The organism is Streptomyces sp. NBC_01006, from assembly GCF_045162725.1.
Taxonomy (GTDB): Bacteria; Actinomycetota; Actinomycetes; order Streptomycetales; family Streptomycetaceae; genus Streptomyces.
On the sequence record NZ_CP108700.1, the window covers coordinates 1,821,180 to 1,847,925 of the forward strand.

The 26,746-nt window shown below is 70.7% G+C and carries 31 protein-coding genes; 5 read left to right on the forward strand and 26 right to left on the reverse strand.

Annotated features, from left to right (window positions below; genetic code table 11):
- From OG509_RS08155 to OG509_RS08245, 19 genes are all read right to left on the reverse strand, one after another.
- The gene (locus OG509_RS08155; RefSeq protein WP_406181317.1) at positions 1–591 is read right to left on the reverse strand and encodes a (2Fe-2S)-binding protein; all 591 of its coding nucleotides are present in this window, start codon (positions 589–591) and stop codon (positions 1–3) included.
- The gene (locus OG509_RS08160) at positions 576–1,190 is read right to left on the reverse strand and encodes an NADPH-dependent F420 reductase (protein WP_406181319.1); all 615 of its coding nucleotides are present in this window, start codon (positions 1,188–1,190) and stop codon (positions 576–578) included. Before OG509_RS08160 ends, OG509_RS08155 begins: the two co-directional genes overlap by 16 nt.
- A gap of 68 nt (positions 1,191–1,258) precedes the next feature.
- Positions 1,259–2,743 carry an aldehyde dehydrogenase gene (locus OG509_RS08165; protein ID WP_030157530.1) on the reverse strand — a complete coding sequence of 495 codons (1,485 nt, stop codon included), beginning with the start codon at positions 2,741–2,743 and terminating at the stop codon, positions 1,259–1,261.
- Between the two features lie 34 nt (positions 2,744–2,777).
- Positions 2,778–3,518 (reverse strand): type 1 glutamine amidotransferase domain-containing protein, encoded by a 741-nt coding sequence (locus OG509_RS08170; protein WP_406181322.1) that lies wholly within the window; start codon positions 3,516–3,518, stop codon positions 2,778–2,780.
- Positions 3,519–3,589: 71 nt separating this feature from the next.
- Positions 3,590–4,333 (reverse strand): MinD/ParA family protein, encoded by a 744-nt coding sequence (locus tag OG509_RS08175; protein ID WP_385581967.1) that lies wholly within the window; start codon positions 4,331–4,333, stop codon positions 3,590–3,592.
- On the reverse strand, positions 4,333–5,601 hold the full coding sequence (locus OG509_RS08180) for a PP2C family protein-serine/threonine phosphatase (RefSeq protein WP_406181324.1): 1,269 nt from the start codon (positions 5,599–5,601) through the stop codon (positions 4,333–4,335). The genes OG509_RS08175 and OG509_RS08180 overlap by 1 nt, the downstream gene beginning before the upstream one ends.
- Entirely contained in the window at positions 5,583–6,047 is a 465-nt protein-coding gene (locus tag OG509_RS08185) for an anti-sigma regulatory factor (RefSeq protein ID WP_234318218.1), read from the reverse strand. Before OG509_RS08185 ends, OG509_RS08180 begins: the two co-directional genes overlap by 19 nt.
- A gap of 5 nt (positions 6,048–6,052) precedes the next feature.
- On the reverse strand, positions 6,053–6,364 hold the full coding sequence (locus OG509_RS08190) for an STAS domain-containing protein (protein ID WP_030157520.1): 312 nt from the start codon (positions 6,362–6,364) through the stop codon (positions 6,053–6,055).
- Between the two features lie 59 nt (positions 6,365–6,423).
- A complete protein-coding gene (gene glgX, locus OG509_RS08195) occupies positions 6,424–8,559 on the reverse strand; it encodes a glycogen debranching protein GlgX (RefSeq protein WP_406181327.1) in 2,136 nt (711 codons plus the stop codon).
- Positions 8,556–8,900 (reverse strand): STAS domain-containing protein, encoded by a 345-nt coding sequence (locus tag OG509_RS08200; protein ID WP_385581958.1) that lies wholly within the window; start codon positions 8,898–8,900, stop codon positions 8,556–8,558. Before OG509_RS08200 ends, glgX begins: the two co-directional genes overlap by 4 nt.
- A 37-nt stretch (positions 8,901–8,937) precedes the next feature.
- On the reverse strand, positions 8,938–10,767 hold the full coding sequence (locus OG509_RS08205; protein WP_406181329.1) for an AGE family epimerase/isomerase: 1,830 nt from the start codon (positions 10,765–10,767) through the stop codon (positions 8,938–8,940).
- Position 10,768: 1 nt separating this feature from the next.
- On the reverse strand, positions 10,769–11,215 hold the full coding sequence (locus OG509_RS08210; protein ID WP_406181331.1) for a VOC family protein: 447 nt from the start codon (positions 11,213–11,215) through the stop codon (positions 10,769–10,771).
- Entirely contained in the window at positions 11,215–11,826 is a 612-nt protein-coding gene (locus OG509_RS08215; RefSeq protein WP_406181332.1) for a DJ-1/PfpI family protein, read from the reverse strand. The genes OG509_RS08210 and OG509_RS08215 overlap by 1 nt, the downstream gene beginning before the upstream one ends.
- Positions 11,819–13,432 carry a GMC family oxidoreductase gene (locus tag OG509_RS08220; RefSeq protein ID WP_406181334.1) on the reverse strand — a complete coding sequence of 538 codons (1,614 nt, stop codon included), beginning with the start codon at positions 13,430–13,432 and terminating at the stop codon, positions 11,819–11,821. Before OG509_RS08220 ends, OG509_RS08215 begins: the two co-directional genes overlap by 8 nt.
- A 13-nt stretch (positions 13,433–13,445) precedes the next feature.
- Complete coding sequence (locus OG509_RS08225) at positions 13,446–13,826, reverse strand: nuclear transport factor 2 family protein (protein ID WP_406181336.1); 381 nt, start codon at positions 13,824–13,826, stop codon at positions 13,446–13,448.
- Positions 13,827–13,839: 13 nt separating this feature from the next.
- On the reverse strand, positions 13,840–14,295 hold the full coding sequence (locus tag OG509_RS08230; protein WP_385581942.1) for a nuclear transport factor 2 family protein: 456 nt from the start codon (positions 14,293–14,295) through the stop codon (positions 13,840–13,842).
- Positions 14,296–14,330: 35 nt separating this feature from the next.
- The gene (locus tag OG509_RS08235) at positions 14,331–14,762 is read right to left on the reverse strand and encodes a nuclear transport factor 2 family protein (protein WP_389019772.1); all 432 of its coding nucleotides are present in this window, start codon (positions 14,760–14,762) and stop codon (positions 14,331–14,333) included.
- A gap of 75 nt (positions 14,763–14,837) precedes the next feature.
- Positions 14,838–16,481 carry a thiamine pyrophosphate-binding protein gene (locus OG509_RS08240; protein WP_406181338.1) on the reverse strand — a complete coding sequence of 548 codons (1,644 nt, stop codon included), beginning with the start codon at positions 16,479–16,481 and terminating at the stop codon, positions 14,838–14,840.
- An 8-nt stretch (positions 16,482–16,489) separates the two neighbouring features.
- Positions 16,490–17,314: a type 1 glutamine amidotransferase domain-containing protein gene (locus OG509_RS08245; protein WP_053693989.1), complete on the reverse strand. Its 825-nt coding sequence runs from the start codon at positions 17,312–17,314 to the stop codon at positions 16,490–16,492.
- A 267-nt stretch (positions 17,315–17,581) separates the two neighbouring features.
- Between OG509_RS08245 and OG509_RS08250 the strand changes: the two genes are divergently transcribed.
- The 5 genes from OG509_RS08250 to OG509_RS08270 all read left to right on the forward strand — a co-directional run bounded on the left by OG509_RS08250 (position 17,582) and on the right by OG509_RS08270 (position 21,049).
- On the forward strand, positions 17,582–17,854 hold the full coding sequence (locus tag OG509_RS08250; protein WP_385581934.1) for a UBP-type zinc finger domain-containing protein: 273 nt from the start codon (positions 17,582–17,584) through the stop codon (positions 17,852–17,854).
- The gene (locus OG509_RS08255; RefSeq protein ID WP_406181341.1) at positions 17,851–19,572 is read left to right on the forward strand and encodes an FAD-dependent oxidoreductase; all 1,722 of its coding nucleotides are present in this window, start codon (positions 17,851–17,853) and stop codon (positions 19,570–19,572) included. The genes OG509_RS08250 and OG509_RS08255 overlap by 4 nt, the downstream gene beginning before the upstream one ends.
- Before the next feature lie 54 nt (positions 19,573–19,626).
- On the forward strand, positions 19,627–20,154 hold the full coding sequence (locus OG509_RS08260) for a hypothetical protein (protein ID WP_406181343.1): 528 nt from the start codon (positions 19,627–19,629) through the stop codon (positions 20,152–20,154).
- An 83-nt stretch (positions 20,155–20,237) separates the two neighbouring features.
- A complete protein-coding gene (locus tag OG509_RS08265) occupies positions 20,238–20,573 on the forward strand; it encodes a putative quinol monooxygenase (RefSeq protein ID WP_030157498.1) in 336 nt (111 codons plus the stop codon).
- Positions 20,570–21,049, forward strand: coding sequence for a group II truncated hemoglobin (locus tag OG509_RS08270; protein ID WP_406181345.1), 480 nt, complete (start codon positions 20,570–20,572; stop codon positions 21,047–21,049). Before OG509_RS08265 ends, OG509_RS08270 begins: the two co-directional genes overlap by 4 nt.
- A gap of 61 nt (positions 21,050–21,110) precedes the next feature.
- Here the strand turns inward: OG509_RS08270 and OG509_RS08275 are convergent, their stop codons facing one another.
- The 7 genes from OG509_RS08275 to OG509_RS08305 all read right to left on the reverse strand — a co-directional run bounded on the left by OG509_RS08275 (position 21,111) and on the right by OG509_RS08305 (position 26,708).
- Entirely contained in the window at positions 21,111–21,518 is a 408-nt protein-coding gene (locus OG509_RS08275) for a barstar family protein (RefSeq protein ID WP_406181347.1), read from the reverse strand.
- Positions 21,515–21,973, reverse strand: a complete 459-nt coding sequence (locus OG509_RS08280) for a ribonuclease domain-containing protein (RefSeq protein ID WP_406181349.1) — start codon at positions 21,971–21,973, stop codon at positions 21,515–21,517. Before OG509_RS08280 ends, OG509_RS08275 begins: the two co-directional genes overlap by 4 nt.
- 70 nt (positions 21,974–22,043) lie before the next feature.
- Entirely contained in the window at positions 22,044–22,265 is a 222-nt protein-coding gene (locus OG509_RS08285; RefSeq protein ID WP_030157491.1) for a CarD family transcriptional regulator, read from the reverse strand.
- 158 nt (positions 22,266–22,423) lie between these two features.
- Positions 22,424–23,437: a sugar-binding transcriptional regulator gene (locus tag OG509_RS08290; protein WP_385582103.1), complete on the reverse strand. Its 1,014-nt coding sequence runs from the start codon at positions 23,435–23,437 to the stop codon at positions 22,424–22,426.
- A 124-nt stretch (positions 23,438–23,561) separates the two neighbouring features.
- On the reverse strand, positions 23,562–24,248 hold the full coding sequence (gene rpe / locus OG509_RS08295; protein WP_406181351.1) for a ribulose-phosphate 3-epimerase: 687 nt from the start codon (positions 24,246–24,248) through the stop codon (positions 23,562–23,564).
- A 103-nt stretch (positions 24,249–24,351) separates the two neighbouring features.
- Positions 24,352–25,233, reverse strand: coding sequence for an alpha/beta fold hydrolase (locus tag OG509_RS08300; RefSeq protein ID WP_406181353.1), 882 nt, complete (start codon positions 25,231–25,233; stop codon positions 24,352–24,354).
- A gap of 14 nt (positions 25,234–25,247) precedes the next feature.
- A complete protein-coding gene (locus OG509_RS08305; protein WP_406181355.1) occupies positions 25,248–26,708 on the reverse strand; it encodes an RsmB/NOP family class I SAM-dependent RNA methyltransferase in 1,461 nt (486 codons plus the stop codon).
- Between the last annotated feature and the right edge of the window lie 38 nt (positions 26,709–26,746).

Genomic DNA, 26,746 nt, shown 5'->3' on the forward strand with positions numbered 1-26,746 from the left:
TCACACCTCCTTGCCGGACGCGGACGCGGACGCGGAGGCGGACACGGACGCCGGCCGGGGCTCGGGCTCGGCGGGCGCGGAGACGGCGGCGCCCCCGCTGATCTCCTCGGGTATCTCGGTCCGGGCGGCGGAGCAGGCGCGCTGCACGCCCCGTACGACGCTGTGGTAGCCGGTGCAGCGGCACAGGTTGCCGGTGAGCCACTCGCGGATCTCGGGCTCGGTGGGCGCCTCGCGGTCCGCGGTGTTCTCGACGAGCTCGCCGAGGGCCATCACCATGCCGGGGGTGCAGAACCCGCACTGGGTCCCGTGCTCCTGGCGCAGGGCTTCCTGGAGGCCGTTGAGTTCGCCGCCGCGCGTGGTGACCCCTTCGATGGTGGTCACCCGGGAGCCGGTGGCGGACGCGGTGAGGATCAGGCAGCTCTTGACCGACCGTCCGTCGAGCTGGACGACGCAGGTGCCGCACTGGCCGGTGTCGCAGCCGACCTTGGTTCCGGTCAGCCCGAGGCCGTCGCGGAGCCGTTCCACGAGCAGTTCGTTCGGCTCGGCCGAGAACTGCTCGGGTCTTCCGTTCACGTTCAGTGAGAGATCCATGCCAGCGCCTGCGCTTCCGTGAGCGGCCGGTTGAAAAGGGGCCCGCCGGGCTGCTGGAGAATTCCTCCGGAGTGCAGCGAGCCGGTGTCGACGGGCGCGAATCCCAAATCCGCGATGATTCCCGCGACGATTTCCTTCGCCTTCTCGTCGTCGCCCGCCGTGAAATGGGCCAGGCGTTCGCCCTCCAGGCGGCCGGCGACGGCGAGGGTCTCGAAATGCATGGTGTTCAGGGATTTCACGACCCGGGCTCCGGGATACCACTCGGCGACCAGTTCGCTGGAGGCGCGCCCGCCCAGGTCGGCGGGGGCGCCGCCGCCGCTGAACGCGTTCGTGGCGTCCACCAGCACCTTGTCCTGCACGGCCGCGGACGGGAGGAGTCCTTGGACGCTCGCGTACGGCACCATCAGCACCAGCAGTTCGGCCTGGTCGGCGGCCTCGGCGGGGTGCGCCGCCGAGGCCGCCGGGCCCAGTTCGGCCAGTAAGGGGCCGAGGGACCGGGGGCCGCGGGCATTGGCCAGTAAGACCTCGTGCCCGGCCGCCACCAGGATCCGCGCGAGGGTGGAACCGATCCGCCCGGTGCCGATGATGCCTGTGCGCATTGCCGCTCCTACTCGGTCGGTCGCTCAGTCGGTCGGTCGGTCGCTCGGCCGGTCAGCCGGCCGGGCGCTCAGTCCATGCCGATCCAGACCGACTTGGTCTGCGTGTAGCTCTCCAGGGATTCCGGTCCGCACTCGCGCCCGTATCCGGAGGCCTTGTAGCCGCCGTACGGCACGGAGGGGTCGTACTGGTTGTAGCAATTCACCCAGACCGTGCCGGCCTTGATCTGGGAGGCCACCCGGTGGGCGCGCCGCAGGTCCTTGGTGTGGACGCCCGCAGCGAGCCCGTACGCGCTGTCGTTGGCGATCCGGATCGCGTCTTCCTCGGTGTCGAAGGGGATGATCGACAGGACCGGGCCGAAGATCTCCTCCTGCGCGATCCGCATGCCGTTGTCGACGCCGGTGAAGATCGTCGGCAGGAAGTACAGGCCCTGGCTGGAGGCCCCCTCCGGGGTCCAGCCGGTGCCGCCGGTGCGCAGGACCGCGCCTTCCTTCTCGCCGATCTCGATGTACGAGCTGACCTTCTCGAACTGGCCGCGGTGGGCCAGCGGCCCGAACAGGGTCTCCGGGTCGCGCGGGTCACCGGGCTTGAGGGCCGCGGCCCGGCTCACCAGGCGTTCGACCAGTTCGTCGTGGATGGGGCGCTGGAGCAGCAGGCGCGAGCCGGCGGTGCAGATCTCGCCCTTGTTGTAGTAGATGCCGAAGAAGGCGAGCTCCTCGGCGGCGTCCAGGTCGGCGTCGGCGAAGACGATGTTGGCGGACTTGCCGCCGAGCTCCATCGTCACCTTCTTCAGGGTGCCGGCCGACTTGCGGATGATCGTCTGACCGACCGCGGTGGAGCCGGTGAAGGCGATCTTGTCGATGTCGGGGTGGCCGGTGAGGGTCTCACCGAGCTCCACGCCCGGCCCGGTGATCACGTTCAGCACGCCGTCCGGGATCTCCGCCTCCTGGAAGAGTTCGGCGATCTTCAGCGCGGTGAGCGGGGTGGCCGGGGAGGGCTTGTGGACGACCGTGTTGCCCGCCGCCAGCGCCGGTGCGATCTTCGTCATCGACAGCAGCAGCGGGAAGTTGAACGGGGTGATGGCGCAGACCACGCCCAGCGGCTCGCGCAGGGTGTACGCGAGCTGCCCGCCGGCCGGGGCCCGCGAGGAGCCGTCGACCCGGGTCACGGCGCCGGCGTAGTAGTGCATGAGCTGGGCGGCCATGGGGGCGTCGACCGTGCTGGAGAAGGCGAACGGCTTGCCCATGTCCACCGTCTCCAGCAGGGCGATCTCCTCCAGGTCGCGCTCGATGAGCTCGCCGACCCGGTTCAGCCGCAGCGCGCGTTCCTGGGCCGAAAGTCTGCTCCAGGGACCTTCCTCGTACGCCTGGCGGGCGGCGGCCACGGCCGCGTCCGCGTCCGCGGCGGCGGCCTGGGCCACCGGTACGATCTCCTGTCCGTCCACGGGACTGATGTCCGGCTCGGTACGGCCGTCTTGGGCCGAGACCCATGTGCCGCCGATGAACAGCTTCCCGGGGTTGGCCAAGGGCTGGTCGCTGAGCGCGCGCTTGGTCATGGCTGCCTTCCGGTGTCGGATGCGGGGGCGTTCTCTATCCCTTGGCGAGCTGCTCCAGGAACGTCTCGGCAAGGGCCTTGGAGGAGTACGGGTTCTGGCCGGTGGTGAGCTTGCGGTCCACGACCACGTGCGAGTCCCAGATCTTCTCGGCCTTCTCGTAGCGCGCGCCGAGCCGGGTGAGCTCGGCCTCCAGGATCAGCGGGAGACGGCCGGCCATGTTGGTGACCATCTCCTCGCTGTGCGAGAAGGCCGTCATCCGGTAGCCCTCGAACGGCCAGCGGCCTTCGCCGTCGCGCAGCGCGAGCAGCGAGGTGTGGCCGTGGCAGACGGTGGCGAGCGGCTTGTCCTGGGCGAGGGCCCAGCGCAGGATCTGGGCGAGCTCGTCGGAGTGGGGCAGGTCTCCGATCGCGCCGTGGCCGCCGCTGACGTAGATGCCGTCGTACTCGGCTATGTCCTTCTCTCCGAGGGACTCCAGGGCGAGGGGGTTCGTGAGCTGGGGGGTGCTCTCGACGACTCTCACGTACTCGGCGGCATTGGCCGCGTCCTCGTCGGGCGAACCCTCGGGGCGGACCCACTGCAGGAACTGGGGGTCGATGCTGGTCTGGTCGACCGTGGGGGCCTGGCCCCCGATCGTCGCCACGTCCACGGTGTGGCCTGCGGCCTTGAAGAGGGTGTAGGGAACGACGAATTCCTCGGCCCAAAAACCCGAGGGGTGTTGTTCCCCGTCCAACAGGTGGAGCGTTGCCTTGGCCGTCATGACGACGAGAATCTTCATGACTGTTCTCCTTGTTCTGGAATCGCTGCCGATTCAACACGCCCCCCGCAGGGGGCGTAAGGGGGGGAGCGTCAGGCGCGCGATACTTCGTGAGGTGCGTCCAACGCGGAGATGATGGTGCGGAATTCACCGACCAGGGGGTGGTCGGGATGGGCTTCGGCGAATATGCGTTCGCCGTACAGGGCGGCCATTTCCGGCACATAGGGAAGGATTCCGGCCAGGGGGGCGCCGTACACCTCCTCGGCACGCCGGCGGATCCGCTCCCCGTCGATGCCCTCGGGGGCCATGCTCATGACCAGAGCCCGCCGGCAGGCCAGCCGCCCGGCGAGGGCGATGGTCTCCTCGACCCCGGAGAGGTCGATCCGGTCGGCCCGAGCCATGATCATGAGTACGTCGGCGCTCGCCATGGCGGTCACCGACTCGTTGTTCAGCCCGGCGTGGGTGTCGAGCAGCAGCACGTCGAGGGCGTAGCGATCGACCAGCCGGTCGAAGCCCTCCGGCAGCAGCCCCACGTCGTAGCCGCTGGTCATGAGCTCACGCAGGGCCGCCGTCCCGGTCCGTGCCGGTACGACGTACAGCCCGGGCACGCCGACCTGCTGGGCCGTGGACTCGATCTCGCAGCGCCCGAGCAGGTAGTCGGCCAGGGAGGGACCCGGGCCGAGCCGGAAGAGCAGGTCCAGGGTGGGCGACTGGATGTCCGTGTCGACCACCCCCACCCGGCGCCCCTCGCCCGCGATGAGCAGGGCGAGGTTCGCCAGTACCGAGGACTTGCCGGTGCCCCCGCGGTGCGAGTGCACCACGATGGTCCGGGCCATCAGGCCACCGCCGCACGGGCCGCCGCCGTGGTCCGGTCCCCGTGCGGCCCCCGCGCCGCACGTGGCCGGTGCAGGGCCAGCATGGTGACATCGTCGTGCTGTTCGGCCGTTCCGGTGTGCTCCCGTACCGCGGTGTCCATGAGGTCGACCACCTCCCTGCCGCTCCCCGGGGGGCCGGCGAGCAGCTCCAGCATCCGCTCGTCACCGAGGAAGCTGCCGTCGGGACAGCGGGCCTCCGGCACTCCGTCGGTGAACACGAACAGGGTGTCGCCGGGGTTCAGCTGGGCGTAGCCGAGCGTGTACACGCAGTCCGGCAGCACCCCGACGGCGGGTCCGGTGACCTCCAGGGCGAGCGGCTCGCCGCCGTCGGCGCGCAGCAGCAGCGGCGCGTTGTGGCCCCCGTTGATGTACACGAGGCTGCCGGTCACGGGGTCGAGCACACCGAAGAACAAGGTTGCGAAGTAGCCCTGTCTCAGGTGGTTGCGGGTCAGGTAGCCGTTGGTGGCGGTGACCGCGTTGAGCAGCGGTGTCGCGCCGACCACCGGGATCCGCCGGCTGCCGCCCGCGCGCCCGGCCGCCACCAGGTGCTGGAGTCCGCTGTTCTCCGCGGTGTGCCGCAGCAGCGAGCGGATCAGCGCCATGAACAGCGCGGCGCCGACCCCCTTGTCGCAGACGTCGGCGACGACGAAGGCGAGGCGGCGGCCGCGGGAGATCTCGAAGACGTCGTAGAAGTCCCCGGCGACCTGCCGGGCGGGCCGGAAGCAGACGTCGATCTCCCAGCCTTCGGGGACCGGCAGCGATTCGGGCAGGAATCCGGCCTGGATCTCCCGGCCGATCTCCAGCTCCTTCTCGTAGCCCATGAGTTCGGCGCGGGCGTCGGCTTCGCGCAGGGTGCGGCCGAGTCCGGCGCGCTCCGAGCAGCTGTGCAGCCGGGCCCCTACGAGAGCAGGCAGGAAGGGCGGTACGAGGTAGTCGTGGCCGAGCCGGACGTGCTCCTCCAGGGCGGCGAACTCCGTCACCGTCCAGACGACCACGATGGGAGCCCCGGCCCAGCGGCGCAGCCGCCGTACCGCGAGGCGCACCGACTCGCCGTCGGCCTCGGCCGGGGCGAGCAGGACGTCGGCGACGGGCAGCTCGTCGAGCGGGCCGCCCCGCAGTTCCGCCAGGGTGCGGGTGACGAGCTCCGCGTCCATCGAGCGCAGCGCGTCGAGCAGTTCGAGCGGAGGCGGCGGGTACTCATCAAGGATGATCACGGTCGTGGAGGGCATGGGTCCGTCCCCTCAGCGTTCACAGTCAGCGTGCTGATGTTGCGGCCGTCCCTGCGTACGTAGCTGAATTCGTCCACGCTGGTCAGCGCCAGGTGGATGCCGAGTCCGCCGATCCTGCGCCGCTCGGGGGGAACCCCGGGGGCGGGGGGCAGGCAGCCCTCGACGGGGTCGAACGCCGGCGCGGAGTCCGCTATGGAGATCTGCACCCGGCCGGGACCGGAGCGGCCGCGGACGGTGATCCGCCCGTCGCCGCCCCGGTACCCGTGCATCACGATGTTCGTGGCCAGTTCGTCCACGGCCAGCCGGATCCGGTACGCGGGCCCCTTGCCCAGGCCCGCCCGGCCGGCCAGCCGCAGGACGAACGAGGCGATGTCGCCCAGTGCCCCCAGCGTGGCGGGCACCTCCAGTTCGGCGGGCGTCCTCGCCAGTTCGACCATGTCACTCATGCGATTCACTCATCGGAGAGCACGATGCTGCGGTCCAGCCCGGCCGTCCGGATGGTCCGGGACACGGGCTCGATCGCGCCGACCACCTTGATGGTCACGTGGTTCGCGACCTTCTGCTGGGCGAAGACCAGGGACCGCAGTCCGGCACTGGCCATGTAGCCGACACCGGCCATCCTGATCTCGACCGTGCCGGTGCCGTGCCCGGCGGCCTTCTCGATGGTCTGGTGGAAGTCCGGCGCGGTCTTGGCGTCCAGCTCGCCCGCCAGCTCGATCACGGTGGTGTCGCCCTCGATGCTCAGGGACACGGAAAGCGGCATGTCAGGTCTCCTTCGGCGCTGCGGTTGGAGCGTTCGGTGGGATCAGGGAGCGGGTGCGGCTAGAGCTCGGGATCGGGCGTCCGGCCGACGAGGATCACGACCGAGCGCGGACCGATCAGGTACTTCCCGGCGTTCTCCAGCTCGGGCTCGCCGCCCGGGGTGCGGATGTCGTGCGGGGCCTCGGCCCCCGTGTCCGCGAACAGGTGCCAGCTGCGCCCGTGCGGCAGCGCGGGCAGCTCCAGGTCGTGCGCCTCCCAGTGCGAGTTCATGGCCACGTACACCACGTCGTCGTCCCCGGTGCCGCAGCGGGCGACCGCCAGCAGCCGGCTCTCCGCAGACCAGTCCGGCTGCCAGGCCCGCTCGCCGTGCCAGCTGATGTCCGGAAGGCCGAGGCTCTCGCGGACCTGGCCGGTGGGGTGGGAGGTGGAGCGCAGTTCGCGGTGGTGCCCGCGGAAGGCGATCATCTCCCGGGTGAACCGGAGCAGTTCGGCGTTCTCGTCGACCTGGTCCCAGTCGAACCAGGACAGCTCGTTGTCCTGGCAGTACGTGTTGTTGTTGCCCTGCTGGGTGCGGGCGACCTCGTCGCCGGACAGGAGCATCGGGATGCCCTGGCTGGTCATGAGGATGGCGATCGCGTTCTTCATCTGGCGCGTGCGCAGCCGGTTGACCTCGGGGTCGTCGGTCGGCCCCTCGGCCCCGCAGTTCCAGCTGGCGTTGTCGTTGCCGCCGTCGTTGTTGCCCTCGCCGTTCGCCTCGTTGTGCTTGTCGTTGTACGAGACGAGGTCGGCCAGGGTGAAACCGTCGTGGGCGGTGAGGAAGTTGACCGAGGCGGAGGTGCCGCGGCTGGAGTACAGGTCGGGAGAGCCGGCGATGCGGGTGGCCAGCTCCCCGGTCACCCCGGGGTCGCCCTTGAGGAAGCTGCGCACGGTGTCGCGGTACTTCCCGTTCCACTCCGCCCAGCGCCCGTACGCCGGGAAGTTGCCGACCTCGTAGAGGCCGCCCGCGTCCCAGGCCTCGGCGATGAGCTTGGTGTGCCGCAGGACGGGGTCGTAGGCGAGCAGCTCCAGCAGCGGCGGGTTGGGCAGCGGGGTGCCGTCCAGGGCCCGGCCGAGGATGGCCGCGAGGTCGAAGCGGAAGCCGTCGATGTGGTAGTCGGCGACCCAGTGGCGCAGGCAGTCGAGCACGAAGTTGCGCACGACGGGATGGTTGCAGTTGACCGTGTTGCCCGTGCCGCTGAAGTTGAAGTAGTACCCCTCCGGCGTGAGCATGTAGTACGTGGCGTTGTCGAGCCCCTTGAAGGAGATCGTCGGGCCCTGCTCGTTGCCCTCGGCGGTGTGGTTGAAGACGACGTCGAGGATGACCTCGATGCCGGCCGCGTGCAGGTCCTTGATCAGGGTGCGGAACTCGTCACCCTGCATCCCGTAGCGTCCGGTGGCCGCGTAGCCGGCCTTCGGCGCGAAGAACGAGACGGTGTTGTAGCCCCAGTAGTCGAAGAGGTGCTCGCCCGTTTCCGGGTTGGAGCGCATGTTGTCGCTCTCGTCGAACTCGAACACCGGGAGCAGTTCGATGCAGTTGACCCCGAGCTCCTTCAGGTACGGGATCTTCTCACGCAGCCCCGCGAACGTGCCGGGGGCGGTGACCTGCGAGGAGGGGTGCCGGGTGAAGCCGCGCACGTGGGTCTCGTACACGACGAGGTCCTCGGCGGGGAGCCTCAGCGGCGTGTCGTCCCCCCAGTCGAAGTCCTGGAGGCAGACCCGCGAGCGGTACTGGTAGCCGCGGCTGCGGTCCGGCTCCACGCCCCACACGTCACGGCCGGAGATCAGCCGGGCGTAGGGGTCGGAGAGGACCTGGCGGGCGTCGAAGCGGTGCCCGGAGACCGGGTCGTAGGGGCCGTCGGCCCGGTACCCGTACTCGATGTTCTCGTGGTCGAGGCCGAAGACCGTCATGGCGAAGACGCTGCCGGTGCGGAACTCCTCGGGGAATTCCAGCTCGGCCATCGGCTCGGGCTCTCCGCGCTTGAAGATGACCAGGGTCATGGAGGTCGCCTGGTCGGAGAAGACGGAGAAACTGACCCCGCCGGGGACCACGTTGGCCCCGAAGGGGAACGGCTTGCCGGCGCGGACGCGGTACCCGCCCACTTCGTGGGTCGGGTACGCGTCGACGCGCAGCACCTGCTCGGACTGGGCCTCGGTCATCGCGCGGCCTTGGCCTTGGCGCTCGCCGCGACGGCCTCGCCGGTCTCGAAGAAGTCGAGGAAGCCGGTGGCCGACATGACGAACCGGACTTCCTCGCTCACCCCGTACAGGGTGACGGCGACACCGGCGTGCTGGGCCTCGCGGTAGACGACGAGCAGGGTGCGCAGGCCCGCGCTGGACACGTACGTGACGGCCGTGAGGTCGATCCGCAACGGCCGGCCCTCGCGGACCAGCGGCAGCAGGGTCTGCAGCAGCTGTCCGGAGGTCTCACTGTTGATCTCGCCGGTGGCGACGAGGACGGTACCGCCCTTGTTGCGGCGTTCCTTGACGTTCAGAGACATTGCTTTCCCCTCTAGTCGGGGCGCCCCCCGTTGAGCGCTATGAAGTCACCGGGCGCAGCCGGACCTTGACCTTGATCCGCCCCTGGACGTCCGGCAGCCGGACGGTCAGGCCGTCGGCGTCGAAGTCCCGGTACGGCTTCTCGTCGATCTCGACGGACGCGATCTGCACGGAGCCGGCGGGCAGCAGGTCGGGAGAGACGCGCAGCACGCGGTCGGGCAGGTTGGTCGGGTCGGGCTTGAAGTGGAAGTCCATCTCCCGCTTGTTGATCAGCAGGTTGTTGTAGACGGCGGACAGGTAGCAGAGCTCCGCCGAGTGGTACATGGACATCGAGTGGCTGCCCTTGAGCCGCTCCGTGCCGAGCAGGTACGGCGTACCGCTGGCGAGCACGTTGAAGTAGACGGCTCCCTCGTCGTGGTCGAGGAAGAACGTGTTGTAGAAGGCCTCCGCCTGCCGGGCCTCGCGCAGGAAGGCGTCGCCGCCGACCGTCCCGTTCAGGATGAGGTAGGCGAGGATCGCCTGCTCCTGCTGCCACCAGGCCTTGCGGTCGTGCCAGGCGAAACGATACGTCTCCTGCCCGTCCTTGCTGGTGGACTTGACCCGCTCGACGACGTCGTACCAGCCGCCGCGCTGCACGTCGCTGCCGACCGCCGGCATGATCTCGCCGATCTTCTTGGCGAGGTCCTCGTACGCCGGCTTGGCCTTCAGCGAGTTCATCCGCATCAGGTTCCAGGCGATCTTCAGGTTGTGCCCGACGACCGCGCGGTTCTGCTGCCAGCTGTGCGCGGTGTCGTGCGACCAGTCGCGGAAGAAGCGCTCCTGGACGAAGGGGCTGTTCTTGTAGTCCGGGAACTTGTCCGCGATGGTGTCGAAGGTGTACTCCAGGAAGTCGGCGTACTTCTGGTCGCCGGTCGCCAGGTACAGGTTGATCAGGTACGCGGGCGCGTGGTCGCCGACCGAGTTCCAGTTCTTGCGCTCGGCGTTCTCGCCGAGGGACTCGTGGTCCGCGCTGAACAGGATCGGGTCGATGTGCGAGTAGTAGCCGCCCTGCTCCGGGTCGAAGAAGAACTTGTCGAACAGCCGGATGGTGGCGTCCGCGTCGTTCTTGATCCGTATGTCACCGGTGACCCGGTAGGTCTGGATCGGGCCGGCCAGCGCGTAGATCTGCTCGTACATCGGGATCGCGTCGTAGTCGTCGGAGAACTCCGAGGTGAACAGCTTGCGCTCGCTGTCCCCGTCGACGCTGATGCCGTGGTACCAGAAGACCACGTCCTCCTCGCTGTCCACGACCCGCATGTGCTTGCGCAGGTACTCGGTGCCGCGCTCGGCGACCTCCAGGTACTCGTCCTTGCCGGTCAGCAGGTAGGCCGAGGCCATGCCGTAGACCAGGCGGGAGATCGTGTCGGTCTCCTGGACGTGGCTGGCGGTCTTGTCGCCGCCGAGCCGGATCTCGGTGCGGTACTCGGTGAAGTCCACCGGCCCGTCGCCGAACTGCGCCCGCTTGTAGAAGTCGGCCAGCGACTCGATCTGCTTGACCCACCAGCTGGGCTCCTCGAACCGGTAGTCCTCGGCGCCGCGGCCCAGGAACACCAGGCGTTTGGCGTCGAAACGCCCGCCGTGCTCCGGGTAGTGGACGCCGTAGACGAAGAGGAACCGGCCCGGGGAGAGCATCTCGTCGATGTGCCCGGAGGCGTCGATGTACGGCTCGTCCAGGTTGCGGACCAGCTCGGCACTCGGGTCCCCGGCCAGGGAGACGTCGAACTCGCGCCCGTCCGAGGTCTTCAGCCGCAGCACGCGGGACTCGGAGTCGAAGCGGCCGACGTAGCCGGCGATGGTGTCGGAGAAGGAGAAGCTCACGGCGTCCGCCATGTCATGCACCGTCCTTGTCGTGTGAGCGGTCGTCCTCGAATCCCTGGCTGACCTCGACGATCACCCCGTCGGGATCGCGGACCCACACGGTCCGCCAGCCGCAGATGAAGTCGTCGAAGTCCAGCGGCCCCAGGGTCACTTCGGCCGCGTCACCCAGCTCGGCCAGGAACGCGTCCACGCTGTCGGTCTGGAAGGCCAGGTGTCGCATCCGGCCCGGGGCCTGCGGCCCGTCGTCCTGCGCCGGCCGGGCCGCGGGGGTGCCGGCCGCGAAGAGCTCCAGGTACGCGTCCCCCTTGCGCAGGAACACGATCCGCGCCTCCCCGAGGTCGACCACCCGGGCCCGGGTGAAGCCGAAGTACCGGGTGTAGAACTCCTCGGTCGTCTTCTGGTCCGTGCAGTTCAGGCCCACGTGCGACCAGACCATCACGCGTTCCCCGGCGCCGGGCATCAGGCGCTCCCCCGGCCCCGCCCCGCCGCGATCAGCTCGATGATCCGGCGGGCGAAGAGGTGGTGGTGGGCGCCGGTGCGGCCGGTGACCAGGTCACCGTCGACCACCACGTCCTCGTTGACGTACTCGGCGCCCATGTTCCGGACGTCGCCGATGAGGTTGTTGTGGCAGACCACCTTGCGGCCCTGGATCTTGTCCGGGATCGAGGCGGCCAGCCACATGCCGTGGCAGATGATCCCCTTGAGGACCGTCGGCTCCTCGAAGGCCCGGCGCAGCAGCTCCGTGGCCGGAGCCAGCACGTCCACGTCCTCGGTGTAGCGCAGCCGGTCGGCCACCATGCCCGAGGGCACGATGATCGCCGCGTACCGGCGCAGCTCCTCGTCGCCGAGCCCCTCCAGGGACTTGTCGGCGGTGAACGGCGCCCGGTACTCGTGCCCGGAGAAGGTGATGGAGTCGTTGCCCCACAGCCGGGTCAGGAAGTCGACCTCGGCGCCCTCCTCGGCGAACCGGTGCTGGTAGTAGAAGATCTCCGGCTCGTAGAAGTCGCTCTCGACCAGGACCGCGATCCGGGTCCCGCTCAGCGCACCCTCGCGCAGTACGGCGTCAGGCACGGGAGGTCCCCCTCAGGAAGTCCGCCGCGCGCTCGGCGATCATCGCGATGGCGGTGTGGCAGTTGCCCGACGGGACGGCGGGCATCACGCTGGCGTCGACGACGCGCAGGTTGCGTACGCCGTGCACCCGCAGCTCGGGGTCGACGACGGAGAGGTCGTCGATGCCCATGCGGCAGGAGCCGGCCTGGTGGTGGTAGCTCTCCGACTTCTGCTTCGCGAAGGTCCGCAGGTCCTCGTCGGAGACGAAGCCGGGACCGGGCTGGAGCTCCTGCTTGTACCAGGGCGAGAAGGCAGAGGTCGCGAAGATCTCCCGGGCCAGCTTGATGCCCTGCACCATCCGCTCCAGGTCCCACCGGTCGCCCAGGTAGTTCGGGTTGATCAGCGGGTGGGCCAGCGGATCGGCGCTCGCGAGCCGGATCCAGCCGCGCGAGACGGGGCGTACGACACCGGGAAGGATGCTCACCGTGTTCGGGTGGTCCTTGCCGACGATCACGTCGAACGGCACGTGGACGAAGGCGATCTGCAGGTCGGGCGCGGGAAGACCGGGCCGGGACGAGAGGAACAGAGCGCTCTCCGACAGGTTCTGCGCCGGGGGCGGGAGTTCCTGGGTGACCTCGGCCATCAGCCCGGTCAGGACGTGGTTGTGGAAGTTCTCGCCGACCCCGGGCAGCGCCGCGACCGTCCCGATGCCGTGCTCGCGCAGCTGCTCGGGGTTGCCGATGCCGGAGAGCAGCAGCAGCTTCGGGGACTCGATCGCCCCGGCGGCCACGATCACCTCGCGGCGGGCCCGTACGGAGTGCGTACCCGGTGCGGTGGCCGCGCTGTGGCTGTCGCGGACGGTCCGGCCGGGGATCTCCGCGGGCGGTGCGAGCTGCGTGTACGCGACGCCCGTGCAGGTGTCGCCGTCGAAGAGCAGCCGGGTGGTCTGGGCGCTGGTGCGCAGCGTCAGGTTGGAGCGGTCCAGCGCCGGCTCCAGGTAGGCCGCGAGGGTGCCCTGGCGGCGCCCTTCGGCCACGTCGATGTGGTGCCAGCCGGTGCCGAAGAGCCCGCGCCGGGGCCCGTCGGTGTTGAAGTCGGCGATCTCCTCGTGGCCGAGCTCGACGGCCGCGTCGATGAAGGCGCGGGAGACCGGGTTGGGGCCGTGCTGCCCGGCGTTGGTGATGCGCTGCGGGCCGCGGGTGCCGGTGGTGGGCGCGGTGGCGTCCTCCTGGCCCTCCAGGAGGGCGAAGTACGGCAGGACGTCCTCGTACCCCCAGCCGGCTGCGCCCTGGTAGGCCCAGTTGTCGAAGTCCGAGGCGTGGCCCCGGATGTGCATCATGATGTAGAGGTTGCTGCTGCCGCCGGGGGCCTTGCCGCGCGGTTCGTACGTACGGCGGCCGTCGAGCCCGGGCTGCGGGACGCTGGTGTAGCCCCAGTCGACGGGCCCGCCGAGCAGCTTGTACCAGGAGGACGGGTCGTCCACCTCGGGCGGGATCCGGTTGCCGCCCGCCTCCAGGACCAGGACGGAGACGTCCGGGTCCGCGGAGAGCCGGTTCGCGAGGACGCTGCCCGCGGTGCCGGATCCCACGATGACGTAGTCGTACTCTTCTCTCTCGGCGATCGCCACGAGTCGGCCCCCCTCAGCCCTGGTTCAGCACCTGGAAGGGGACGGTGTCGTGGTAGTTCGCCATGTAGGCGATCTTTCCGTCCACGATCCGGAAGAAGTTCATGACCTCGGCCTCGATCGCCTCGCCGGAGGCGCTGACGGCGCTGAGGTGGGAGACGGCCGCGGCCTTCTCCCCGTCGACGAGGAAGTGCACGGGCTTGTTCCGGAAGACGCGGTACATCGTCCCCATGCCCTTCATCATCGAGCGCAGGAGCTCCAGGCCCTCGACGTGTCCGGCGAGCTGCTCGTCCATGACCTGGTCGTCGGCGAACAGGTCGCACCAGCGGTCCCAGTCGCCCGCGTTGGCGTACTCGTAGTACTTCTCAAGGATCTGTCGTGCGTCCACAGCGCTCATCGCGCTCCTCCCCCTATCGGTCCCGGCGGGTTCCGTCGGGCGCGAACGGCGCCCAGAACTGGCTGAAGGCGGTCGCCGAGTCCCCGAAGAGCCCGTCGCGGCCCTCGATGATCCGGCCGTCCCGCCACCGCATGAAGTGGAAGACGGGGTAGTCCATGCGCTCGTACGGGGACTGGCTCGCCGGGTCCGCGCCGTCGCGCACGGCGACGTTGCGGCAGACGTCGGCGCTGCAGTCCTCGCCGACGAGGACCGCCTGGATGTCCATCCGGAAGGTGCCGCCGGTGAGCTTGTGGGTCTGCCCCATCAGCTCCAGGAAGGCGTCCAGGCTCTCGTACCAGCCGGCCAGCGGGTGGCTGCCCGGCACCAGCCAGCGCAGGTCCTCGGAGTAGTACTCCAGGATGCGGGCCCGGTCGCCGGAGCCGAGGGCCGCGTACGCCGCCTCGACCCGCTCCCGTGTCACTTCGGTCATCGTCGCTTCTCCTTCGCCTGAGCCTGCGCCCGCGCTCAGAGCGAGCCGGAACCGGGCATCGGGGCCAGGTCGTTGACGGTGTACTGCTTGATCAGCGGTCCGTCGGGGCCGGCCACGACCGTCCAGGTCTGGTCGGCGTCGAAGCCGAGCCACTCGCTGCGGGCGGCCGGCGGGTCCCAGATCTTGGCCTGCCAGTTGACCAGGACCCGGACGACGGCCCGGTCGCCCTCGATGACGGGCTCCACCTTCGTGACGGTGTGGACCTCGTCGAAGAAGCGGTTCGTGACCGCCTCGTACCAGCGGCCGAAGCCCTGGTGTCCGAGGAAGGTGTCCTCGGGGACCTTGAACTCCAGGTCCCCCGTGATGAGGGGGAGCACCTGGTCCAGCGGAAGGTGCTGGTCCAGGGCCACGTACCAGTTCTCCGCGAAGGTGCGGATCGCGTCCTCGGTCAGCCGCTCGGCGGGCATGCGGTCTCCTCCTGTCCGTGGTGGTTGCTGTGCGGTGGGTGGCGGCGGTGCGGTGCGGTGCGTCGCGGCGGAGCGTCAGATCTGTACGTCGACGAGGAACGGTCCGGGGTGGTCGAGCATCCGGGCCACGGCGGCGACCGCCTCGTCCGGCTTCTCCACCCGCATCCCCTCGGCGCCGAGCGCCCGCGCCAGCCCGGCGAAGTCGATCTCGGGGTGGGAGAGGTCGAAGGAGCCCGGGAACCCGTGCTCCGGGATGTCCCGCTCCCGCCAGTACTGGGCGATGTTGTCGTCCAGCAGCCGGTACTTGCGGTTGTTGCAGACCACGAACTTGGCGTCGATGCCGTGCCGGACCGCGGTCCACAGCGCCTGGTACGTGTACATCGACCCGCCGTCGCCCGCGAAGCCGACGACCAGGCGGTCCGGACGGGCCAGCTTGGCGCCGACCGCCCCCGGGAAGCCCACCCCGAGCGAACCGCCCCGGGTGAGGTGGTAGTCGCCGGGGCGCTCCGCCGGCAGGTACCGGGTGACCAGCGGCGAGGTGGTCAGCGCCTCGTCGAAGACGATCAGGTCCCCGCCGGTGCGCTCGGCCAGGGTCCGCAGGAAGACGGCCATCGGCGTGCCGTCCTGCTCGGTGTCCCCGCCCCTGGCGGACAGCGCCCGCTCGCGGGTGCGGGCGTCGAGCCGGGCGGCCGCGGCCGCCCGCCGCTGCGGGCTCAGCCGGCGCTCCAGTACGCCCGCCAGCGCGCGCAGGGCCTGCTTCGGGTCGGCGGCCAGGCCCAGGTCCACCGGGTGGTTCTTGGCGATCTCGTACGCGTTCAGGTCGATGTGGACGACCTTGGCGCCGGCCCGGAAGGGGCTGTCCAGCTCGGGGAACACCTCCGGGAAGACATAGGTGCCGACGATCAGCACCCCGTCCGCGCCGGCCACGAGCTCCTTGCTGTGCGGGCCGAACATGTGGCCGGTCTGGCCGCGGCGCAGCGGGTGCGAGGCCGCGATGTTCACCTCGGAGGAGTCGACCTCGTACACGTCGGCGCCCAGCAGCTCGGCGACGGCGGCGAGTTCGCGCTGGGCTCCGGAGAGCGAGACCCCGTCCCCGACGAGGATCACGGGCCGCTCCGCGGAGGCGAGCAGCTCGGCCGCCCGCCCCACCGAGGCCGGCGAGGGCGCCACGTCCGTGAGCGGCACCGCGGCGGGCAGGACGGGCTCGGAGTTCAGCTCGTCCAGCACGTCCATGGGCAGCGCCACGAAGACCGGGCCGCGCGGAGGGGTCAGGGCGATCTTGACCGCCCGCCGGATGGTGCGCAGTACGGAGTGCCGGTCGGTGACCCGGGTCGCGTACTTCGTCACCGGCTTCGCCATCGCCACCAGGTCGCAGGCCATCTGCGCGTCCATGGCGTCGTAGCGGACCCCGGCGTCGCCGGCGACCACGACGAGCGGGGTGTGGCCGCGCAGCGACTGGTAGAGCATCCCGATGCCGTTGCCCAGCCCCACCCCGGAGTGCAGCTGGAGCAGGGCCGCGCCGCCGGTGGCCCGGGCGTAGCCGTCGGCGATGCCGGCGGCCACGGTCTCCTGGAGGGCGAGGACGTAGTGGAAGTCCTCCGCCGCGTCCACCGCGTCGAGGAATCCCTGTTCCACCGTCCCCGGATTTCCGAACATCACATTCAGGCCGTCGGCCTTGAACTGCTCGATCAGCCTTTCCCGTCCGGGAGTGGCTTCCATGATTCCCCCTACCACCCGTAACGGGTGAGACCGTCCTCCAGGACTTCCACGATCTTCTGCCCCGTCAGATACGAATCAGGGGTGGAACGGCCGGTCACGAACGGGTAGTCGACGATCACCGAAAGCGGGTGGCCGAAATTCCCGTGATAGGCGCCGCGCGGCCCGGTGGCATCGCGCAGGATGTACTCCAGCGGGTACGGCGGCGGACCCATGTTGAAGTCGGTACCGAGGAATCCGGTGCCGTCCTTGTAGTCGTACTCCTTGCAGTGGCCGGTCACGTGCTTGCCCCAGATGATGCTCTTGCGGTCGCCCCAGTCGCGGGCGAAGGCCAGGCAGGCCACGCCGTAGCACTCGGCGGCCACGACCTTGCCGGCGTTCTTGAAGGCCAGGATCAGCGCGTGGACGCGCTCGTTGTTGGCGAGGTCGACGATGGGGCCGCTGCCGCCGACGATGAGGAGCGCGTCGTAGCCGGCGATGTCGGCCTCCAGCTTCTCCAGATCGCGGTGGTACTGCTCCAGCTTGCGCAGGTAGCCCTCGTCGCTCGTGTACGGGCGCTCGGGTGCCCACGCCTCGATGTCGAGCGGCGTGTCCAGCCGGCTCGACTGCTCGAACTCCCGCCCCAGCCGGGCGTTCTCCTCGGTGGTGACCGAGCGCCCCAGTGGAGGGTCGATGAAGTTCGCGTCGAGGCTCGGCGGAAGAGCGTGCGGACGCTTTCCGGTCGGCGTGGCGAATACGACTTCGTAGCCCCGCTCGTCGAACTTCGAAACCGGGCCTATCAGTTCTTCGGCCCAGTAACCGTGTTCGGAGACAATGACCAGAATCTTTCTGCTCACGGATTCCTCCAGGCGCCGCCTGTTGTCGTTGGCCTGACCCACACTGCTTGTGCCCGAGGGCTGCGTCAAAGCGCCCGTATGCGACTTCATGAGGTGGGAGGGCAGGTCGCGGGGCCACTTCAGGTAGTCGCTTCCGGAGGTCATGAAGTAGCCGCAGGACTTCATGACCTCGGCCGAATCACTGAACCATTACGGGGGCACCGCCCTATGGTCTGGACGCGCCGTGAATCAGGGGTGCGCGAAGGATCGAGGAGAGGGACGGGGACGATGACGACGGACCTGTTGTGCACACACATCGATCAGATACGTCCGGTGGAACCAGGCACCGAGGGCTGCGAGGAGTGCCTCGCCCTCGGCGACAGCTGGGTGCACCTGAGGATGTGCCTCAGCTGCGGGCACGTCGGATGCTGCGACTCCTCCAAGAACCGCCACGCCACCAAGCACTACCGCACCAGCGAGCACCCCATCGCCGCCTCGCACGAGCCCGGCGAGGCGTGGGCCTGGTGCTACGCCGACAAGCTGATGCTGGACGCGGCGTGAGCGCGGCCCCGGAGAGCGCCACCGCCCCCGCCACGGCGGCCGCGACCGAGCGCGCCGAGAGCAGGAAGCCCGTCATCCTCGCCGTGGACGACGATCCGCAGGTGCTGCGGGCCGTCCGCCGCGACCTGCGCAGCGCGTACGGCGACCGCTACCGGGTGCTCGGCGCCTCCTCCGCCGCCGACGCCCTCAAGATCCTGGACTCCCTCGACGAGCGCGGCCACGACCCGGCGCTGTTCCTCGTGGACCAGCGGATGCCCGACGTGACCGGCGTCGAGTTCCTCCTGGAGGCCGTCAGCCGCTTCCCGGACGCCCGCCGCGTGCTGCTCACGGCGTACGCGGAGACGGACGCGGCGATCACCGCCATCAACCGGGTGCGGCTCGACTACTACCTGCTCAAGCCGTGGGACCCGCCGCACGAGCGGCTCTTCCCGGTCCTGGACGACCTGCTCTCCGACTGGCTGGCCACCTACCGCCCCGCGTACGACGGCATCATCGTCGCCGGGCACCTCGTCTCCCCCGGCACGCACGCCGTCCGGGACTTCTTCACCCGCAACGGCCAGCCGTTCCGCTTCCTGAACGTGGAGCGGGATCCCGAGGCGCTGACCCTGATCGCCGCCCAGCCCGACGCGGCGCTGCCCCTCGTCCGGTTCCCGGACGGGGCGGTGCTCTCCGCGCCGTCCGACACCGAGCTCGCCCAGCGCCTCGGGCTGGCCACCACCGCCTCGCGCCCGCACTACGAGTGCGTCATCGTCGGAGCGGGCCCCGCGGGTCTGGCGGCCGGGGTCTACTCGGCCTCCGAGGGCCTCTCGACGCTGATGCTGGACTCCCGCGCCCCGGGCGGCCAGGCCGGCACCTCCAGCCTGATCGAAAACTACCTGGGCTTCCCCTCGGGCCTCTCCGGCGGCGACCTGACCCGCCGGGCCACCATCCAGGCCTCCCGCTTCGGCGCCGAGATCCTGCACCCGGTGGAGGTGGTCTCGCTGACCCGGGACGACCCGGCGAAGATCCTGACCCTGGCCGACGGCACGGAGATCAGCGCCGAGACGGTGCTGCTGGCCACCGGGGTCTCGTACAACCGTCTGGAGGCCCCCGGCGCGGACCGCTTCGAGGGCGCCGGGCTCTACTACGGCGCGGCGACGACGGAGAGCTCGGCGTGCATCTCGCAGCACGTGTTCATCGTGGGCGGTGCGAACTCGGCCGGCCAGGCGGCGGTGCACTTCGCCAAGTACGCGGCCAAGGTGACCATCCTGGTCCGCGCCGAATCCCTGGACGCGAGCATGTCCCGCTACCTGATCGACGAGATCGACCGCACCCCGAACATCGAGGTCAAGGTCCGTACGACGGTGGTCCGGCTGGACGGCGACGAGCACCTGGAGAGGCTGACCCTCCACGACGCGACGACGGGCGGGAACACCGAGGTCCCGGCCCGGTTCATGTTCACCTTCATCGGCGCCCGCCCGCACACGGACTGGCTGTCGGGCGTGGTCGAGCGCGACGAGTACGGCTTCGTGCTCACCGGGTCCGACCTGATCGCCAACGGCGGGGAGCTCCCGGCGGAGTGGAGCCTGGAGCGCGCCCCGTACCCGCTGGAGACGAGCGTCCCCGGCGTCTTCGCGGCCGGCGACGTGCGGGCCCACTCGGTCAAGCGCGTGGCCTCGGGCGTGGGCGAGGGGGCGATGGCGGTCTCGCTGATCCACCGGTACCGCTCGATGGGCTGAGAGCGAACACGAATCGCTTGCGATCAAGCGAGCATCGGATGCAACGTTAATTACATGATTACATCCGAGCAGAGCGAGCAGCTTCGCGCGTGGTTCGCGGACCGCCTTCCGGTGGACGTGTACGAGTCCCTGGTCGACGTGGCGGTCGACCGCGAGGAGATCACGGTCGTCGGCACCATCCCGGCGACCGAGTCCGTCAAGGAGTTCCGCGAGCGCACCCGGGAACAGCGCATCGAGGTGGCGCGGGAGGCGGAGGAGCTCTACCGCCGCAAGGTCGCCTGGGCCGTCCAGTCCGGCGACGACCGCGTCCTGTTCACGCACCTGGCGGTCCCGGTGATGACGCGCCTGCGCCAGCCGGAGCGCAAGGTCCTCGACACCCTGGTGGCGGGCGGCGTCGCCCGCAGCCGGGCCGACGCCCTCGCCTGGTGCGTCCGCCTCGTCGGCCGCAACACCGACGAGTGGCTGACCGAGCTCCGCGACTCGCTGGCCAAGGTCCAGCAGGTCCGCGCGGCCGGCCCCGACGTGGCGGAGGCCTCCGACGCCTCCGAGGCCACGGACTCCAAGAAGTCTGAGTCGGAATGACGAAAGTCCTCCCCACCGGGGCATGATCACGCAAGTCTGACAGCGAGCCGACCGGCACCCGATCACAGGGAGAGGCACGCCCCATGACCACCACCGTCGAATACATCCGCTACCGGATCGCATTGGACGACCAGCAGGCCTTCGAGGACTCGTACCGGCAGGCCGCGGAGGCCCTGGCCGCGTCACCCGAGTGCATCGACTACGAGCTGGCCCGCTGCGAGGAGGAGAACGACCGGGAGCGCTACATCCTCCGCATCCGCTGGACGTCGGTGGACGCCCACCTCAACGGATTCCGCAAGGGCGAGCACTTCCCGGCGTTCTTCAGCGCGATCCGCCCGTACGTGAAGGCCATCGAGGAGATGCAGCACTACCGCGTCACCGACGTGGCCGGCCCCGGAAAGGCCGCACCCCAGTCATGAGCACCACACCCGGCACCACTCCCACCATCTACGAGTGGATGGGCGGGGCAGAGGCGATGAACCGCCTCACCGACGCCTTCTACGCGCACGCCCTGCAGGACGAGATCCTGGCCCCGGTCTTCGCGGGCATGGACTCGGAGCACCCCCAGCACGTCGCCGTCTGGCTGTCGGAGGTCTTCGGCGGCCCGGCGGAGTACACGGCCCACCACGGCGGCCACCAGCACATGGCCACCAAGCACCTGGGCCGCGGCATCACCGAGAAGCAGCGCCGCCGCTGGGTGGACCTGCTGATGGACACGGCGGACGAGGTCGGCCTCCCGGCGGACCCCGAATTCCGAGCGGTGTTCGCGTACTACATCGAGTGGGGCACCCGCATGGCCCTGATCTACTCGGGCCCCAACCCGCCACCGGTGGACGCGGCCAAGATCCCGGTCTGGTCCTGGGGCCAAACGCCCCCGTGGATCCCGAAGGGTTAGTCCCCGTGGGGGGCGGGGGCGAGGCCCCCGCCCCCCACGGCCATGTCCGTCCCGCCCCGGCTCAACGCCCGGACGGCTCGTGCGCGGTCCCCTCGGGCGACCCGCCCGGAGCCTCGGCGAGCAGCACGGTCAACTCGCCGTCGGCGCCCTCGCGCCAGAAGTCGACGGCCTGCTCCAGGATCTCCTGCAAGGTCTCCCAGTCCCCCGGCCGGACCTGTGCGTACGACCGCCAGGACGTCACCGCCACCAACCGCCCCGGGGCCCGCGGCAACCACGACAGGTCCATCAGCGCATCGGCCAACGCGTCCCAGTTCCCGCCGAACCAGGACGGCACCTGGAGCGCCGCCCCCCACCGCCGCATCAGCTCGGCCTTGCCGCGTACGCCGGCCAGGTCCACCCGGAGCGTCGTCCAGCCCGCTTCCTCGGCGGCGGCCAGCGCCGGCCCGAGCGGCCGCGGATCCAGGGTCATCGCAGGACCGCCTTGAAGGTGTCGTAGTGGTCGTCCGTGTAGTAGAACTCCCCACCCTCACCGGTCACGATCCGCCGCGCCCCGCGGTCGCCTTCCCCCGGCGTCTTCACCGTGAACTCGTGGTAGTACCCGCGCTTCTGCTTCGGCAGGGCCTTCTCGAAGTTCCCGAACACGGTGCCGTCCTGCCGGTACGGATACGGGCCGCCCGTGTCGATGAGCACGAGCAGGTCCCGGGCCTGCGCCGGCAGCGCGTCCGCCCGTACGGTCGCCATCCCCTTGGCCCAGACGGGCGGCGCGGAAACAGCGGAACCCGGTACGGAAGCCGACACCGAGGGGGCGGCGGACGGCGCGGCCTTCTCCCCACCACACCCCGCCACGCCGATCAGCGCAGCGCACAGGAACACCGTCCCCACGACCAGACGCAGCAACGACCGGGGCACGTCCCTGAAGATCATGCACCGATCGTGCCAAATATCCGATTCGCTCGCGAATCGCGCGGCGACGGTGCCCGCGGCGGCGACAGCCTCAGAGCGCGGACATCTTGGTGTAGGGACTCAGGATTCTCTTCTGGACCGACCCGAAGTCGACCAGTACAGCGATCCCCTCCTCGATACCGACGACACGGCCGAGGCCGTGCTCATCGTGAGAGACCCGGTCGCCGACGCTGAACTGCCGGAGCGGCGGTTCCACGGGGGCCTTGAACGGGCTGGACGGCAAATGGCGGCGAGGTACTGCTGACTTTGTCATTGAGACCAGTATGCGCCCCACAGGCCCCCGCAGAGGCCGCCGTTCGGATCTCAATTGCGGCACCATCCGCCCGGGGGCCCGCCCCAGGGCCCGCGCCGGGCCCGGGCAGGGCGGCGGCGCGGGGGCGGCGCACACGATCCGCAAAAGAACCCGAGGACTCAGTCGTCCGGGTCGGCCCGCTCCAGCGCCGGCCGCAGTCCCGGCTCCGACTCGGTGAGCAGGTAGTCCGCGACCGCCGTGTCGGTGACCAGGCTGGTCACCAGCCCGGACCGCAGCACCGCCCCGATCGCGGACGCCTTGCGCAGCCCGCCCGCGATGGCCACGACCTCGGGGATCCGCCGCAGCCGGTCCGCCTCGACGGTGATGCAGCGCTCGCCGAGGTCCCGCCCGACGCGGCGCCCCTCGGAGTCGAACAGGTGGGCGGACATTTCGGCCGCGACACCGAGCGAGGCGTAGTGCGCCCGCTCCTCGTCGGTGAGCATGTCGTGGACGGTCGAGATGCCCGGTTCCCACGACCCGATCGAGACCGCGGCGACCGTGACCTTGTCGAAGTACTCGAAGGCCCGGGCGATCCCCGTCTGACTGCGCAGCGCGGCCGCGGTCGCCGGATCGGGGAGCAGCATCGGCGCGTAGATCGGGTGCGCGTCGCCGCCCGAGACCTGGGCGGCCCGCCGTACGGCCTCCACGGACCCGCGCTCGGCCGTACCGGCGTCGTACACGCCCGTCAGCTGCACCACGGTGCACGGCGGCAGCCGGTGCAGGGAGGCGGCCATGTGGATGGTCGACCGCCCCCACGCCAGGCCCAGTACGTCGCCCTCGTTGACGAGCTCGCCGAGCAGGTCGGCGGCGACCGCGCCCAGGTTCTCCGGATCCGGCGCGTCCTCGGTCGCGTCGGCCGGGGACTCGACCACCACCGCGTGCCGGAGCCCGTACCGGGCCCGCAGCGCGTCGGACCGCTCCGCGTCGAGCTCGGCCGGCACCCGGATCTCGATCCGTACGAGGTCGCGCTCAAGGGCGGTCTCCAGGACCCGGGCCACCTTGAAGCGGCTCACGCCGAACTCCTCGGCGATCTGGATCTTGGACTTGCCCTCCAGGTAGAAGCGGCGGGCCATGGCCGCCGCCTGCACCAGCTCCGCGGGTCCCATCCGCAGGGCTGACCGTCCCGCCGACATTGCAGACACCGCGTTCTCCTCACTGCTGTTCACACTCTCGACTCGCCGTTCATCCTGTCAGATCCGGCGGCCGTTGATCAGCCTGGACAGCTCCCGTTCACCGAGCTGTTCACCAACTCTCGTTTCAGTGGTCGCAAGCCCAGGGCGCCGCGGCGATCGCGACGTCCGCCCGCTCCCGCAGCGTACGTACGGCCGCGGCCGGGTCGACCGCCCCGTAGACCGCGCTCCCCGCGACGAACACGTCGGCGCCGGCCTCCGCGCACCGCTCGATCGTCGTGGCCGAGACCCCGCCGTCGACCTGGAGCCACAGCTCCAGGCCGTGCTTGGCGATGAGCTCCCGGGTACGGCGGATCTTGGGGAGCATGATGTCGAGAAAGGGCTGGCCGCCGAAGCCGGGCTCGACCGTCATGATCAGCAGCATGTCCAGCTCGGGGAGGATGTCCTCGTACTGCTCGATCGGCGTGGCGGGCTTGAGCGCCATGGACGCCCGCGCCCCCTTGGCCCGGATCTCCCGCGCGAGGCGCACGGGCGCGGCGGCGGCCTCGGCGTGGAAGGTGACCGATCCGGCGCCGGCCTCGACGTACTGCGGGGCCCAGCGGTCCGGGTCCTCGATCATGAGGTGCAGGTCCAGCGGGATGTCCGTGGCGCGGCTCAGGGACTCCACGACGGGCATGCCGAGGGTGAGGTTCGGGACGAAATGGTTGTCCATGACATCGACATGCAGCCAGTCGGCCCCCTCGACGGCCTTCGCCTCCTCGGCGAGTCGGGCGAAGTCGGCGGACAGGATGCTGGGATAAATCTGAGCGGCCATGCCCCCAAGCCTGCCATGCCGTGGCGCAGTTCCGGCCACGACCCCGGAACTGAGGACGGGCGTAGCAACGCTTAACCAAAACCGATGAACGATCAATACATTCTTACAGATCGCTGTCGGCGTGATCCGCGGCGGTGTGTCCGAGGATCGCCGGGACGATCACGGCCCGGTCGGCCCGCTCGACCCCGTGCCCGGCGCCCTCCAGGACCAGGAGTCTTGCCCCGGGGATCCGCTCCGCGAGGGCCTCGCCGTGCGGGAGCGGGAACATCGGATCGGCGGTCCCGTGGATCACCAGCGCGGGCACGGCGATCGAGGACAGGGGCGCGGAGGGGAGCTCGCCCTCCGGGAGCACGTCGTGGTTGCGGACCGCGGCGAAATCGTGCGCGCGCTCGACGTCGCGGCGGACGAGAGCGCGGGCGGCGGCCTCGTCGAACGGGCGCCGGCCGCCCGCGAGCACGCGCGCGTAGGCGACCTGGTACTCGACCACCGAGTCGGCGTCCGACCAGTCCACGTGCGCGGCCGCGACGAACCGCAGGAACTCGGCGGTGGGCGGCGCGGGCGCGCGCTCGCCGCCGGGGACGGCCGAGGACGCGCTGATCGAGGACGTGCTGATCAGGACGAGGGACAGGACGCGGTCGGCGCGGTCGAGCGCGAGCCGCTGCGCGAGCGCCCCGCCGGCGGAGACGCCCACGACGTGTGCGGCCGGGATGCCGTACGCATCGAGGACCCGGGCGGCGTCACCGACCAGGTCCGCGCCCGTGTACCCGGGACGGCCCGGCGCGTACGTGACGGATCGGCCGGTGTCGCGGTGGTCGTACCGGATCACGAAGCGCCCGCCCCCGGCGAGCATCCGGCAGAAGCCCTCGTCCCACCAGAGCATCGAAGCCCCCGTCCCCATGACGAGCAGGACGGGCGGACGGGCCGGATCCCCGAAGGACTCGGTGCACAGCGTGACGCCGTCCGCCTCGACCACGCGCTCGGCCACGGTCGCCGCCCCCGCTACCCCGTGCGGCGGATCAGTGCCAGGTACATCGCGTCCGTCCCGTGCAGATGCGGCCACAGCTGTACGTCCGGGCCGTCGCCCAGGGCCGGGACGCCCGCCATGTACGGCCTGGCGTCGATCAGTTCGGCGTCCACCGGCGAGGCGCCCGCGCCGCGGCCGCGCAGGACGTCGTCCACGACGACCCGGGTCTCGGCCAGGTGCGGCGAGCAGGTCGCGTAGCCCACGACCCCGCCCACCCGGACCGCCGACAGCGCCTCGCGCAGCAGCGCGCGCTGGAGCGGGGCGAAGCCCTCCAGGTCCTCCGGGCGCCGCCGCCACCTGGCCTCCGGGCGGCGGCGCAGCGCGCCCAGCCCGGTGCAGGGGACGTCCATCAGGACCCGGTCGAAGGAGCCCGGCCGCCACGGCGGGCGGGTGCCGTCCGCCGCGATGACCTGGTACGGGCCGGGATTGCCGGCCAGGGCGCGCTCCACGAGCCGCGCCCGGTGCGGCTGCTTCTCGGAGGCCAGCAGGAACGCCCCGCGCTGCGCCGCCAGGGCGCCCAGCAGGGCCGCCTTGCCGCCGGGTCCCGCGCAGCCGTCCAGCCAGCGCTCGTCGCGCCCCTCGACCGGCGCGGCCGCGAGGGCCATCGCCACCAGCTGGCTGCCCTCGTCCTGGACGCCCGCGCGCCCCTCGCGGACCGCCTCCAGCGCGCCCGGTTCGCCGCCCTCGGCCATGCGCACGGCATACGGCGACCAGCGCCCCGGCAGCGCCGAGTCCTCGCCGACCGCCACCAGCAGCTCCTCGGGCGTGGACCGCCCGGGCCGCGCCACCAGGGTGACCTCGGGCCGCTCGTTGTCGGCTTCGAGGAGGTCCTCGATACCGGCCCGGCCGCCGCCGAGGGCGTCCCACAGGGCGCTGACCACCCACCTCGGGTGCGAGTGGTACACCGCGAGGTGCTCCTCGGCGTCCTCCTCGTACGGCGGGGCCACCCGCTCCAGCCAGCCGTCCAGGTCGTGCGCGGCGATCTTGCGCAGCACGGCGTTCACGAACTTGGCGCGCCCGTCCCCGAGCACCACCCGGGCCAGCTCCACGCTGGCCGACACCGCCGCGTGCGTCGGGATCCGGGTCCCCAGCAGCTGGTGGGCGCCGAGCGAGAGCACGTCCAGCACCGGCGGGTCCACCTCGCGCAGCGGCCGGTCGATGCAGGCCTTGATGACCGCGTCGTACGTGCCCTGGCGGCGCAGCGTCCCGTAGACGAGCTCGGTGGCCAGCGCCGCGTCCCGCGCCTCGAAGCCCTCGCTCTGGCGGGCCTTGCGCAGCAGCGGGGGCAGGACGAGGTTCGCGTACGCGTCGCGCTCGTCCACCGCCCGCAGGGCCTCGAAGGCCAGCATCCGGACGGGGTCCTTCTTGGGGCGGCGGTACGGCTTGGCCTGCCGCTGGCCTGCGGCGCTGCGCGGGGGTCGGGACTGATCGCTCACGTGAAAGGTGCTCCGGGTTTACGGGGTCTACGAGGTGG